The following is a 12,943-nucleotide window of genomic DNA, read 5'->3' as shown; positions in this document are numbered from 1 at the left end:
CTCACATTCGCGGTGTCCGGGAATAGTCCATTACTGATTCCCCTTCACGGGAATATGCGCTAGACGGGATCAATGTTCAAACTTGCGCATATATCCGATGTCCATCTGGGGCCGTTGCCCGATCTCTCCCTTCGCGAACTCGCCTCCAAGCGGATCACCGGATTCGTCAACTGGCACAGGAACAGGGTGCGCCACCTCTTTCCCGGGACGCTCGACTGCCTGATGAAGGACATCGAGGTGCGCAATCCGGATCACCTGGCGATTACCGGAGATCTCGTCAATCTCGCCTCTTCCCTGGAGATCGAGGCGGTTACCGAATGGCTTGCGGAAGCGGGCGACCCCAATGAAATCTCGGTCGTGCCGGGCAACCACGACGCCTATGTGCCCGGCGCATACGAGAAGATCACGCATGCATGGTATCCCTTCATGCGCGGCGATGACGGCCCCAGCGGCTGGATGAAGAAGCATGCCTGCTTTCCCTATATGCGGGTGCGCGGCAAGGTGGCGCTGATCGGCTGCTCGACGGCTGTGGCCACTCCCCCTTTCGCCGCCAGCGGCTATTTCGGGCCGCGACAGGCACGCGCGACGGTCAACCTCCTTCGCCAGGCCGGCGAAGCCGGATTGTTCCGCATCGTCATGATCCATCACCCGCCGATCCGCGGCGCGACCTCGATGCACAAGCGCATGATCGGCATCCGCCGTTTCGCTGCCACCATCTCCGCGGGCGGGGCCGAGCTGGTTCTGCACGGCCACACGCATCTCAATACGCTCCACTGGCTCAAGGGGCATACGGGGCCGGTGCCGGTCGTCGGCATCGCATCCGCCTCGCAGGGTCCCGGCGGCAGCAAGCCCGTCGCCGCCTATAATCTCTTTTCCGTCGACGGCGAGCCCGGAGACTGGCGGTTGACCCGGGAGCGCTACGCGATCAACCCGGACGCGACCGGCGTGGTGCTCGCCGAAACGACGTATTTCTGAAGCGCCGGAAGCCTTTCGATCCCGGCCGATTCAAGGACGCGCGGCGCCGTGGGGAAAACCGTTGCCGGGGCGCAAAAACCTCTTTCCGTTCCGGCTCTTCCCTTGCAGACTTAGGACCAAATGTTCCATATCATTGATGGTGCGTCCGGATGGCGAATGGACGCGCGATCCGGCACGTTTCACTGGAAGAGCAATGCGCCCAGCGGCAGAAATGAAGGATTTCAGACGGGATTTGGTCAGCCTGCTGCCCAAAATGCGCCGCTTCGCGATCACGCTGGCCCGCAATGCCAATGACGCCGACGATCTTGTCCAGGAAGTTTGCGAGCGGGCAATCGCGCGCAGTCACCTTTGGAACGGCGAGGGCCGGCTGGAAAGCTGGGTCTATGCGATGACCCGCAATCTCTGGGTGGACGAAATCCGCAAGCGCAAGGTGCGCAGCGCCGGTGCGGTCGACGTTTTCGAGCGGGACGAACCGCACGTCGAAGCAACGGCCGAAAAGGCCGCCTATGCCAATCAGGTGCAGAAGATGATCCTGTCCATGCCGGAGGGACTGGCAAGCGTCTTCCTCCTCGTCAATGTCGAAGGCCACAGCTATCGGGAAACGGCGGAGATCCTCGGCATCCCGGTCGGTACGGTCATGAGCAGACTGTCGACGGCGCGGCTCAGGCTCGCAGCCATGTTGTCCGAAAATACGGAAAGGAGGGCCTGACCGTTGCTGCAAACGAAGGGGCTAGCGCTCGAGGTGCGGTTGTCCGCCTATATCGACGGCGAACTCGCAGAAAGCGAAAAATCCGAACTTGACGCTCTTCTCGCACGCGACGACGAGGCAAGGGCATTGCTCGAAAAGCTCAAGTCGGGCAGCGCCTACGGCAACGGGGCTTTCGAAAACTTCCTCCATGATCCGGTGCCGCTGGCGCTGGTACGCCAGATAAAGCAAGGCCCCGGCATCAACCCGAAGTCGGAGCGGGTAACGACGGCCAGTCTTCCAAGGCGAAGCGCCCGCATCTGGCCGCGCATCCTCGCCGCTTCCACCGCCCTTTTCCTGCTCGGCGGAGCCGCCGGCTTCATTCTCGGCAGCGCCACGGATTTCGCCGAGCCGATGAACCAGGCCGATGACCGCCCCTGGATCGACGATATCGTCGGATCTCACCGCATCTTTTCGCGCCAGAAGGAGCATCTGGTCGAGGTGCCGGGAACGCAGGCGGCAGAGATCGAGACCTGGCTTGCCGCAAGCGTCGGCGTGAGCTTCACTGTCCCCAACCTCGACCGCAAGGGATTGTCCTTCGAAGGCGCGAGGCTCCTCGCCGCCAACGGAAGACCGGTCGCCCAGCTCGTCTATCGTGACCGCGAGGCAGAAGTTTTCACCATCTGCTTTCTCAAGCAAGGCGATGGACAGCAATCCGACGAATTCAGCGAGACCATCCGCGGCGACCTCGGCTTGGTCTCCTGGGAACGCGAAGGCGTCTCATTCGTGATGATCGGACCGTCATCCGATCCCGCTCTGCAGGACCTTGCCGAAACGGTGGCGGCGAATATTTGAGACTGATCAACACCGAGGAACTGCCCCGAGCCGCCGCGACCTTCTGCCCATAGGAGGCAGGGCTATCGCATATGAGTCAATGTTGGAAGCATTTCCGCTTTTCGGAGAAAGGCGGAAGTGCTCTAACCCAGGTCGGTTTGCGAGAAATCATTCCCCTTGTAGATCAGGGTCAGCCCAGACTCCTTCGCGGCCGCATAGGCGAAACAATCACCGAGATTTAGGGCCGCCGGGTGGCCCGCGACTTTCCCGTAGCGGGCCATCGCATCGAGGGCGCGAACGCCCGTGTGGGAATCGATCGTGACCTCGCTTGCACTGAGCGCCTGAATGAAGCTGTCGACCAACTCACGGGCTTCGCCAATCAAATCGCTGCGATCTGCTTTGCCCTTGGTGGCGATGATGCGCAGTCTCGTGAGAGCGGCGACCGCCTCGAAACGCACGAGCGGCGAAACGCAGAGCTTCCCGTCCGCGTCGCTCAGGCGCTTTTCCAATTCCTCAAAGCCGGGTTCCTCGTTCAATATCGCAACGATGACGGAGGCGTCGACGAAGCTCACTCGCCCTCCTCCCAAAGCTCATCCATAAGCTTTTTCATATCAACCCCGTGAACGGGCGGGCCTAGCCGGTCGCGCGCCTGTTGCCGCAACGCGGCCAGCTTTTCGCGCAACGGAATTTCGTCTTCCACACGATCCAGTTCGTGTTGAAGAGCAATGCGGACAGCATCTGTTTTTGTGCGGACACCTAGGCGTTCTTGAAGTTTTTCCGCCATTCGGTCCACGGTGGGATCTTTGATGTAGAGAGCCATAAGGATATCCTTTCGCGGATATCCTTATATACCGAAACGGATAGCCCACCTATAGAAATCGGCTCAATGGGCGCTCCCCCTCTCCCGCACGCGGAGAGAGGGTCAGGGCAAGGGGCCCTCACGAGGACAAGTGCGTCACTTCCCCGTCACGTCCAGCACGCGGTTGGCAGCCGAGACGATCGCCTCCAGTGAGGCGGCCACGATATTGGTGTTGATGCCGACGCCGAAGAGCTTGCCGCCCGGATACTCGACCTCGACATAGGCGATCGCAGCGGCGTTCGAACCATGCTGCAGCGAATGCTCGGAGTAATCCGCCACCGAGAGTTCAATGCCGAGATAGATCGACAGCGCATTGATGAAGCCGTCGATCGGGCCCGTGCCCTTGCCCTCGATCTGCCTGGTCTCGCCGCCATCCGTGATTTCGGCGGCAACGACGCGCAGGCCCTTGTGCTCGCCTGCCGGGTAGGTGTGATGGTCGACGAACTTGATGCGCGCGCCCGGCTGCTCGACATAGCTTTCGATGAAGCGCTGATGGATGCGCTTCGAGGGCAGCTCCTTACCTTCCTCGTCGGTAATGCGCTGGACTTCCTCACGGAACTCGATCTGCAGATTGCGCGGCAGATTGATACCGTAGTCCTCCTGCAGGATATAGGCGATACCGCCCTTGCCCGATTGCGAGTTGATGCGGATGATCGCTTCGTAGCTGCGTCCGACATCGCGCGGATCGATCGGCAGATAGGGTACCTCCCAGGTCGGCTTGTTCGCCTGTTTGATCGCCTTCATGCCCTTGTTGATGGCATCCTGATGCGAGCCGGAGAAGGCCGTGTAGACCAGTTCGCCTACATAGGGGTGGCGTTCCGGAATGACCATCTGGTTGGAATATTCGTAGACTTCCTTGATCCGCTCGATGTCCGAGCAGTCGAGCTTGGGATCGACGCCCTGCGTGAACATGTTGAGCGCCAGCGTCACCACATCGACGTTGCCGGTGCGCTCGCCATTGCCGAAGAGCGTCCCCTCGACACGGTCGGCGCCCGCCATCAGCCCCAGCTCGGTGGCGGCAATGCCGGTGCCGCGATCGTTGTGCGGATGCAGCGAGACGATCAGGTTCTCGCGATTGTCGAGATTGCGGCACATCCATTCGATCTGGTCGGCATAGATGTTCGGCGTCGCCATCTCCACGGTCGAGGGCAGGTTGACGATGAGCTTGTTGTCCGCCGTCGGCCGGACGATCTCGATCACGGCGTTGCAAATCTCCAATGCCACTTCGAGTTCGGTGCCGGTGAAGCTTTCCGGCGAGTATTCGAAGCGATAACCGCCGCCCGCTTTCGCGGCCATGTCGGTGATCATCTTGGCGGCGTCGGTCGCGATCTGCTTGATGCCGGCCACGTCCTTGCCGAAGACGACGCGGCGCTGCAGCTCGCTCGTCGAATTGTAGAAATGTACGATCGGCCGGTGCGCACCTTCAAGCGCCTCGAAGGTCCGCGCGATCAATTCCGGCCGGCACTGGACCAGCACCTGCAGGGACACGTCTTCGGAAACGTTGCCTTCCTCGACGCACCAGCGGGCGAAATCGAAATCCGTCTGCGACGCGGAGGGGAAGCCGATCTCGATCTCCTTGAAGCCCATGTCCAGGAGGAGGTGGAACATGCGCGCCTTCCGGTCGTGACCCATCGGATCGACGAGCGCCTGGTTGCCGTCGCGCAGATCCACGGAACACCAGATAGGCGCCTCGGTGATCGCCTTTGACGGCCACGTGCGATCCGGCAGCGCGATCTGCGGATAGGGCTGATATTTCACAGCCGCCTCGGGCATGCCGGTCTTGATGGAATGCGATTTCAAAATCATGTGCAGCTTCTCTTCGTCACTTGAGCGTAGCCTGCCGCATGCAATAGCCAATCATTCAGGACATTGCGATGGCGATGCCGCGGGGGCCGCGCGATTTGGTTCAGCTTTTCTGGATTTCGAGGAGCAGGTGCCGGCAAGGCTTTTCGGCCGCCGGGCGCTCCTCAGCGAACCCGGCAACCGCGGATAAGGCCGAGAAGAAGAAGGGAGGCGAAGGCGCGCGCAGGAGCACGATTGGCATCGTGTCCCGAAAAGATCGCTGCGATCTTATGTGCGTCAGCCTGAGTCATGGAAAAGCCTATACACGCCTTGGCGAGAGGGAGCAAGAGCGCCCTCTCCTGGGGTTTAACTCGGACTAGTCCTCTCCCCGCGAGGAAACTGAAGCGGCACCACGAGTCCCTTCGCCCCGCTTGCGGGGAGAAGGTGCCGGCAGGCGGATGAGGGGCCGCCCGGACTAAATCTCCGCGATGGAGGTGACGATGCGCGAAACGAGACCGTAGGCCTTCGCCTCTTCCGCACCGAGCCAGTAATCGCGATCCGTGTCCTTGGCGATCTTGTCGACCGGCTGTCCGGTCGCTTCGGAGAAGATCCGGTTCAGACGCTCGTTCATCTTGATGATCTCGCGCGCCTGGATCTCGATGTCGGAAGCCATGCCGCGCGTGCCGCCCGAGGGTTGGTGCAACAGGAAGCGGGTGTTCGGCAGGCACAGGCGCTGCTCCTTCGGCGCGGCGACATAGATGAGCGCGCCGGCGGACGCGACCCAGCCTGTGCCGATGGTCCAGACCTTCGGCTTCACGAACTTGATCATGTCGTGGATGCTGTCGCCGGATTCGACATGGCCGCCCGGCGAGTTGACGAATAGGCGGATATCGTCGTCGCTGGCCGCGGCGAGCGCCACGAGCTGCGAGCAGACCTTCTGCGCCAATTCCTGGGTGATCGTTCCGTAAATGAAAATCGAACGCGACTTGAAAAGGTTCGCCTCCGTCTCCTTGCCCAAGGGCAATTCGGTCTTCTTTTCTTCCTGGTCGTCGTCGTTCCGCATTCTTCGGACTCCTCATGAAATGTCTTCCAACCAGATAATGCGACTCGACGGCGAAAACAATGCGAACCACCGCCGCGCCGTGACGATACGTTGCAACGGCTTGCCTGATCTCCAACAACCCGAATCCAGAAATTCGCATCTTTAGATGGAATTAGTATAATTTATATTCTATTTGAAATTATATTCCAATATTTAGTAATGTTTATAGTATTATACGGTCGTTGCTTAGCAATTTATAAGTACTATTGTGAACTTATATGGACATAACCTCCTTTCTCGAATCACTAACGCATACCAGTTTGGTTTTGTCACGCGATAATTCGTACGATCTACGTAAAATCTTGACTTGTTAGGTATAGAATAATTTCATATTAGAAGTTTTGAACTGGCAACTCTGGGGGCAGAGGGGAAATTTAGAATGATTCTATGGAGATCAAGCGCGAGTCGCCTGGCAATTGTAGTTGGTGCCGGCTTTTGGAGCATGCCTATACTTGTGCAAGCGCAAGAAGCTCCCAAAGAAAACAGAACTTTGCTCGCTCCTATTATCGTCACCGCGGACAAATCCGACGCATTCGCGATCGGCGGTTCGGTCCAGCGGCTGGACCTGGCGGATATGGAGCGCTTTTCCTATAGCGACCCCAATCGGGTATTGCGGCAGATTCCGGGTGTTTATCTTCAAGAGGAAGAGGGGTTCGGCCTTAGGCCCAACATAGGCATCCGTGGTTCGGGTACAGACCGCAATGCCCGCATAACGGTCATGGAAGACGGCATCCTGATCGCGCCGGCACCCTATGCGGCGCCTGCGGCCTATTATTTTCCCAAGATGGCGCGCATGTCGGGGGTAGAGGTGGCCAAGGGACCGGCAGCAATAAAATACGGTCCGATGACCGTTGGCGGCGCGATCAATCTTTTCTCGACCCCTATTCCCGATTCCGATATCGGAACGCTGACCGGAAAGGCGGACATTCTCGGTGGCAGCTATGGCGGCCGACGTGTCCACGCCTGGACCGGAGGTTGGGCGCCGCTGGGCGACGCGTTCGAGATCGGCGGACTCATCGAAGGGCTTTACGATAAATCGGATGGCTTCAAGGATATCGATCGCGGCGGCGATACCGGATTCGATCTCACCGATTGGGGCGGCAAGCTGGGCTTTCGCACGGCCGATGGAACGCAGAATTTCGAGTTCAAGTATCAAAACTACGATGAAACCAGCAATGAGACCTATCTCGGCCTGACCCTGGACGATTTCAAGGACACGCCTTTCAGGCGCTATAACGCCAGTCAGAAGGACGTGATCGACGCCGCGCATAATATCTATCAATTCAGCCACAGTTACGAGATCACACCCGACATCAACCTGACGACGACCGTCTACCGTACCGATACCACGCGGGCCTGGTACAAGCTCAACGATGTCCGTAACGACTCCGATACCGGCTGGGTATCCCTCAGCAACATCCTGGCGGACCCCGATACGTATTCGACGCAGATGGCCGATATCGTCGGTGCGGACGGATATACCGGCCGAGCGGGGGCATTGCGTGTGCGCAACAACGCCCGCGCCTATCAGGCGACCGGCATTCAAAGCGTGCTGACCACGAATTTCGATACCGGCGAACTCAGCCACGAACTCGAATTGTCCGCGCGCTATCATCAGGACGAGGAAGACCGCTTCCAGCAGGACGATCGCTACCAGATGGTCAATGGGCGCATGATCCTGACCTCCGCGGGCGCGCCGGGCAGCCAGTCCAACCGCCTGAATGAAGCCAAGGCATGGGCTTTCTTCGCGCGCGACACGATCGAAGCCGGACCGTTCACCTTCGTTCCCGGCCTGCGCTATGAATCGATCAATCTGGACCAGACGAACTGGGGGAGCGCCGACCCCGGCCGCAACGGGCCGACCACTGCAAAACAGTCCTATGTCGATGTGTTCATCCCCGGTCTGTCGGCAACCTGGAGCGCCACCGACGAGGTTCTGCTGGTGGCCGGTGTCCATCGCGGCTTTGCCAGCCCCGCTCCGGGATCGGACGTGAATCCCGAGACTTCATGGAACTACGAATCCGGCGTGAAGTATGATTCCGACGGCTGGCGCGCCGGCGCCATAGGCTTCATCAACAGCTACTCGAACCTGCTTGGAACCTGCACCGCATCCACCGGAGGCAATTGCACCATTGGTGATCAGTTCGAGGGCGGCGAGGTCAGCGTCAAAGGCATCGAATTGACCGTTGGCCGCACATTCGGCAGTATCGATAGCAACGGCTTCCAGGTTCCGGTAACGCTTGCCTACACCTACACGAACGCCAGGTTCCGGTCGAGTTTCGAGAGCGACTATGACCTATGGGGCGAAGTAACGGCGGGCGACGAGCTGCCCTATACCCCGCAGAACCAGATAACGCTGGGCGTCGGCCTGGAAATGGAACGGGCGCGGTTGAATACGCTGATCAACTGGGTGGATGTCGCACGGGCTACGGCCGGAAGCGGTCCGGTTGCCGAATCGGATCGGGTCGATAGCCGCATACTGGTGGACCTCTCGGCTGAAGTCGATCTAAGCCCGAATATGAAACTGTACGGGGTGGCCCAGAACCTGTTCAACAAAACCTATAATGCCGGCTTTTCCCCATCCGGCGCGCGTCCCGGGGCGCCGCTGACTGTTATGGCGGGCATACGCTCGCGGTTCTGATAGAACCGTCAGGCCGAGACCATAACGACGACGGCAGCCGGGATGGCCATCCATGTTCGTCTGCCGTCGGAAATCGTCCCGCGTTCTCGCAAACCTCTCCTTCAAAGATACCGTCCGGCGTGCAAAATGGGCGGACGCCCAGCAAGCAATCACAAAAGGTTCCTACCTCGCGACAAAATGGCGATCCTCGCGTCCGGGTGGACCGCGCGGATCGCGTCCTCGATCCGGTCGCAAATATCGTGCGCGTCACCGACCGCCATCGCCTCCGGCACGGCCATGTGAAAATCCACGAAGGTCGACGGGCCCGCCTGCCGCGTCTTCAGGTCGTGGACCCCGAGCGACCCGCCGGCATTGGCCGCGATCGCCGCTTTGATCGCCTCCTCCTCGTCCGCCTGCACCGCCTTGTCCATCGGACCGTCGACCGAAAGCGAATGACCTTCCAGCCCTGAAGGAGAATATTGCCGGCGACGATCACCGCAACCAAGGGATCGAGGATCGCGTAGCCCGTGCCGATGGCAAGAAGAAGGCCGACCAGCACAGGGCCCGCCAAATGACGTATGGACAGCCGACAGGAGCCCAATAAGATCAGCGGGTCATCAATGTCTGTATGGGGGCCCAGAATGAAGAAATCCGTCCTTCTCGCAGCCGCGCTCTTCGCCGGCTCCTCCGCACCGGCCTTCGCCCATCTCGATCCAGCCGAACACGGGTCGCTGATGGCGGGCCTTTCCCATCCGCTGTTCGGAGCCGACCACATCCTTGCGATGATCGCTGTCGGCCTTTGGGCGGCCCAGATCGGCGGCAGGGCGCTGTGGAGCGTGCCGGCTGCCTTTGTCGCAACGATGGTGCTCGGCTTCGTCCTCGCCCGGGCGGGCGCTCCCCTGCCCTTTGTCGAACCGGCCATCCTCGCCTCCGTCGTGGCGCTCGGTCTGGTCGTCGCAGTGGCCGTCCGGCTCGACGCGACAACGGCTGCAGCCGTCGTCTCTGTCTTCGCGCTCTTCCATGGCCATGCCCACGGCGGAGAATTGGGAATGGCCGGCACCTGGTCGTTTGCAGCAGGCTTCGTGATCTCGACCGTTCTCCTGCACATTGCCGGCATCGGTCTCGGCATGGAGCTCGCGCGGCTTGCGGACCGCGGCGTCGTCACTCGTGTTGTCGGCGGAATAACGGCCATAGCGGGTATGGTCTTGATTTTCGGATGATGCTGGTTCGCTGTGCGCTGCCGCAGGAGGCGGACGTTCTCGCTCAAATCGGCCTTGCAGCCTGGCGCAAAGGCATAAAGCCGCTTGTGCCGGCACATGTTGCAGCGGCCACCGAACAGAAGAACCCGTTCCTGCCGTTCGTGCGGGAACTGGGGCCTCGCATTCTCGTCGCTGAAGTCGACGGAGAACCTGCCGGTCTCGGCGCCCGCGAACACGATGACGACGTCATCAGCGATATCTGGGTGGCTCCCGCCTTCGAAGGACGGGGCGCCGGATCGGGCCTCATAAAGGCGCTCGAAGCGCAAATCGCCGAGCGTGGATACGGGCAAGCCGCAATCCAGGTGGCGGCCCGGAACGAGCGGGCGCTTCAGCTCTACCGGCATCTCGGCTACCGAGTGCTTTGGAGGAAGGTCGCTTTCGACCCGATACTCCAGACCGAACTGGAAAAGATCGGCCTGTCAAAAGCACTTCGGCTTGATCAATAGGTCAATCCGTCTGAAGCGGCAGGCGGCTCATCCCCAGGTCAGCGGATCCAGCCGAAGATAGAAAGTGAGACGGTCTTCGTCCGGTGCCGAGATCCCGTGAATGTCGAAGAGGCAGTCCCGCGCGGTCTCCGCATCGGCTTCTCCGGTCCAGCTTTCGCGAGCATTGCCAAGCAGAAGCGAAAAATCAACGTATCGATCCGCCGTTCCGAGCCGACCCAGGTCGATCACGCCCGTGCAGCGGTGTGTATCCGGATCGACCATGAAGTTCGGCAGGCATGCGTCGCCATGACAGATTACGAGATCGGAAGACTCGTCGATCAGGTGCCTCGGCAGTTCGGCCCGCAGAGCGTCGAGCAGTTCGCCCGGCGGAGTGTTCTGATCCTCCGGGGCCAGGAAATCCGGATTGACGGCATCGCGCCGGACGACATCCGCAGCCCGGTCCAACATCGACGCGAGCCGCCGCCCGAAAGGGCAGGCTTCCGTCGGCAATTCATGCAGCAGCTTCAATTGCCGCAGGATCGACGGCCAGGCTTTCTTGAGATCGACCGCGGAGAGCTCGCTTGCCGGCACACCCGGCAGCGCGCTGATGACGAGGCATGCTTCATTCTCTGCCGCGATCCACTCGCAGACGGAGGGCGAGCCCAGGCGGAACGGCGCCAGCCAGGCGACACGATCGCGCTCCCCCTCGAGCAGTGCTGCGGCCTTGCCGCTCGCAATCTTCGCATAGGCGCCGCCGTCGCTGCGACGACGCGGTCACCGGATTCGCCGTGACGAACCGGCGTCCATTCCCGACCCGTGGGCAGTTTCGGAAGCAGAATTTCGTCACCGGCGTGGCGCCTGCTCATGAAGCCCGCCATTGCAAATGCGCAGACGCCATCATCCCCGTCCGCGATAGGTCGGCACGCCCTGATCCGGCAGCCAGACGCCCTCCGGCGGGTTTCCCGTCTGCCAGAAAACGTCGATCGGGATGCCGCCGCGGGGATACCAGTAGGCGCCGATCCGGAGCCACTTCGGAGAAAGAAGCGAAACCAGGCGCTTGGCGATCTCGATCGTGCAATCCTCGTGGAAAGCGCCGTGGTTGCGGAACGAATGCAGGAACAGCTTGAGCGATTTCGACTCCACCAGCCAGCCGTCAGGCACATAGTCGATGACGATGTGGGCGAAATCGGGCTGCCCGGTCATCGGGCAAAGCGAGGTGAACTCGGGCGCCGTAAAGCGGACGACGAAATCCGTGCCGCCATGCCCGCTCGGCACTCTTTCGAGCACCGCCTCTTCCGGGCTTTGGGGCAGATCGACCTTTGCCCCCAGTTGTGAAAGTCCCGATACGTCAGTCTTGGTCATTTCCGTGATGCTCCACTAACTTTGACGCGCACCCCGTGCGCCTTTTCGCCTTCCGGTTCGACGTGAATGGCGATCCCCGCGCCCGGATGTACGACGCGAATCGCATCCTCGATCCGGTCGCAGATGTCGTGCGCGTCACCGACCGCCATCGCCTCCGGCACGACCATGTGAAAATCCACGAAGATCGCCGGGCCCGCCTGACGCGTCTTCAGGTCGTGGACCCCGAGAGAGCCGCCGGCATTGGCCGCGATCGCCGCCTTGATCGCCTCCTCCTCGTCCGCAGGCACCGCCTTGTCCATCAGCCCGTCGACCGAACGCGAAATCACTTTCCAGCCCTGGAACAGGATATTGCCCGCGACAATTACGGCGAGCAGCGGATCGAGGATCGCGTAGCCCGTGGCGATGGCAAGAAGAAGGCCGACGAGCACGCCCACGGAGGTCACGACATCCGAGAGAATGTGTTGGCCGTCCGCACTCAGTGCCGGCGAGCGATGGCGGCTGCCCGCGCGGATGAGCACATAGGCCCAGATCGCATTGACGACGCCGGCAGCGAAGTTGATTGCGAGGCCGAGCGTCGGTGCATTCAGAAGCACCGGTGCCATCATTTCGGGAATGGCCTCCCAGATGATCAGCAACGCCGCCAGGACGATCAGCACGCCTTCGATGACTGCGGAGAAGTATTCCGCCTTGTGATGCCCGAAGGGGTGGTCGGCATCGGCCGGCTTTGCCGCATAGCCGATCATCGCATAGGCGATCACCGCGGCGACCACGTTGACGGAAGATTCCAGCCCGTCGGACAGGAGCGCCACCGAGCCCGTCACCCACCAGGCGAGCATCTTAAGGCCCATCACGCCCAGCGACAGGGGGATGCCCCAGAAGGCGAGTCGCAGGATGGTTCTATTGTCGGTTCCGGTCATCTTCATTCCTCCTGCAGATGCAAACGAGTTGCAGATGCAAGGCCATTCAAATGCAAAACCGCCCGCGCGGGTTTTCGCGCAGGCGGATCATGGGCGCCATATGGGCGATCACGGGCCGCTTGT

12 protein-coding genes and 2 pseudogenes are annotated in these 12,943 nt (G+C 60.9%); 6 read left to right on the top strand and 8 right to left on the bottom strand.

What is annotated here, in order from left to right:
- Positions 1–72: 72 nt before the first annotated feature.
- The 3 genes from M1D43_RS01145 to M1D43_RS01135 all read left to right on the top strand — a co-directional run bounded on the left by M1D43_RS01145 (position 73) and on the right by M1D43_RS01135 (position 2,515).
- The gene (locus M1D43_RS01145; protein WP_003534453.1) at positions 73–975 is read left to right on the top strand and encodes a metallophosphoesterase family protein; all 903 of its coding nucleotides are present in this window, start codon (positions 73–75) and stop codon (positions 973–975) included.
- Between the two features lie 193 nt (positions 976–1,168).
- The gene (locus M1D43_RS01140) at positions 1,169–1,684 is read left to right on the top strand and encodes an RNA polymerase sigma factor (protein WP_027992908.1); all 516 of its coding nucleotides are present in this window, start codon (positions 1,169–1,171) and stop codon (positions 1,682–1,684) included.
- A 3-nt stretch (positions 1,685–1,687) separates the two neighbouring features.
- A complete protein-coding gene (locus tag M1D43_RS01135; protein WP_153313323.1) occupies positions 1,688–2,515 on the top strand; it encodes an anti-sigma factor family protein in 828 nt (275 codons plus the stop codon).
- 122 nt (positions 2,516–2,637) lie between these two features.
- On the opposite strand, the gene M1D43_RS01130 is transcribed toward M1D43_RS01135, so the two are convergent.
- From M1D43_RS01130 to M1D43_RS01115, 4 genes are all read right to left on the bottom strand, one after another.
- On the bottom strand, positions 2,638–3,066 hold the full coding sequence (locus tag M1D43_RS01130) for a type II toxin-antitoxin system VapC family toxin (RefSeq protein WP_003534446.1): 429 nt from the start codon (positions 3,064–3,066) through the stop codon (positions 2,638–2,640).
- Entirely contained in the window at positions 3,063–3,314 is a 252-nt protein-coding gene (locus tag M1D43_RS01125; protein WP_127609688.1) for a type II toxin-antitoxin system VapB family antitoxin, read from the bottom strand. The genes M1D43_RS01130 and M1D43_RS01125 overlap by 4 nt, the downstream gene beginning before the upstream one ends.
- Before the next feature lie 135 nt (positions 3,315–3,449).
- A complete protein-coding gene (gene leuA, locus M1D43_RS01120) occupies positions 3,450–5,159 on the bottom strand; it encodes a 2-isopropylmalate synthase (protein ID WP_153313321.1) in 1,710 nt (569 codons plus the stop codon).
- 451 nt (positions 5,160–5,610) lie between these two features.
- On the bottom strand, positions 5,611–6,198 hold the full coding sequence (locus M1D43_RS01115; RefSeq protein ID WP_003534438.1) for an ATP-dependent Clp protease proteolytic subunit: 588 nt from the start codon (positions 6,196–6,198) through the stop codon (positions 5,611–5,613).
- Positions 6,199–6,616: 418 nt separating this feature from the next.
- Between M1D43_RS01115 and M1D43_RS01110 the strand changes: the two genes are divergently transcribed.
- Complete coding sequence (locus tag M1D43_RS01110; RefSeq protein WP_153313320.1) at positions 6,617–8,878, top strand: TonB-dependent receptor family protein; 2,262 nt, start codon at positions 6,617–6,619, stop codon at positions 8,876–8,878.
- Positions 8,879–9,027: 149 nt separating this feature from the next.
- Here the strand turns inward: M1D43_RS01110 and M1D43_RS01105 are convergent.
- Positions 9,028–9,416, bottom strand: a pseudogene (locus M1D43_RS01105) (cation diffusion facilitator family transporter); the annotation flags it as partial.
- Positions 9,417–9,498: 82 nt separating this feature from the next.
- Between M1D43_RS01105 and M1D43_RS01100 the strand changes: the two are divergent.
- Entirely contained in the window at positions 9,499–10,077 is a 579-nt protein-coding gene (locus M1D43_RS01100) for a HupE/UreJ family protein (RefSeq protein ID WP_153313319.1), read from the top strand.
- On the top strand, positions 10,074–10,562 hold the full coding sequence (locus M1D43_RS01095) for a GNAT family N-acetyltransferase (protein ID WP_192923407.1): 489 nt from the start codon (positions 10,074–10,076) through the stop codon (positions 10,560–10,562). Before M1D43_RS01100 ends, M1D43_RS01095 begins: the two co-directional genes overlap by 4 nt.
- Before the next feature lie 27 nt (positions 10,563–10,589).
- On the opposite strand, the pseudogene M1D43_RS01090 reads toward M1D43_RS01095, so the two are convergent.
- The 3 genes and pseudogenes from M1D43_RS01090 to M1D43_RS01080 all read right to left on the bottom strand — a co-directional run bounded on the left by M1D43_RS01090 (position 10,590) and on the right by M1D43_RS01080 (position 12,820).
- A pseudogene (locus M1D43_RS01090) lies at positions 10,590–11,407 on the bottom strand (APH(3'') family aminoglycoside O-phosphotransferase).
- Positions 11,408–11,438: 31 nt separating this feature from the next.
- A complete protein-coding gene (queF, locus tag M1D43_RS01085; RefSeq protein WP_010969898.1) occupies positions 11,439–11,903 on the bottom strand; it encodes a preQ(1) synthase in 465 nt (154 codons plus the stop codon).
- Positions 11,900–12,820 carry a cation diffusion facilitator family transporter gene (locus tag M1D43_RS01080; RefSeq protein ID WP_027992918.1) on the bottom strand — a complete coding sequence of 307 codons (921 nt, stop codon included), beginning with the start codon at positions 12,818–12,820 and terminating at the stop codon, positions 11,900–11,902. Before M1D43_RS01080 ends, queF begins: the two co-directional genes overlap by 4 nt.
- Positions 12,821–12,943 lie beyond the last annotated feature (123 nt).

The organism is Ensifer sp. R1-3 (assembly GCF_056739175.1).
Note: the sequence above shows the minus strand (reverse complement) of the source record. Positions and strands in the feature narration are given on the sequence as shown.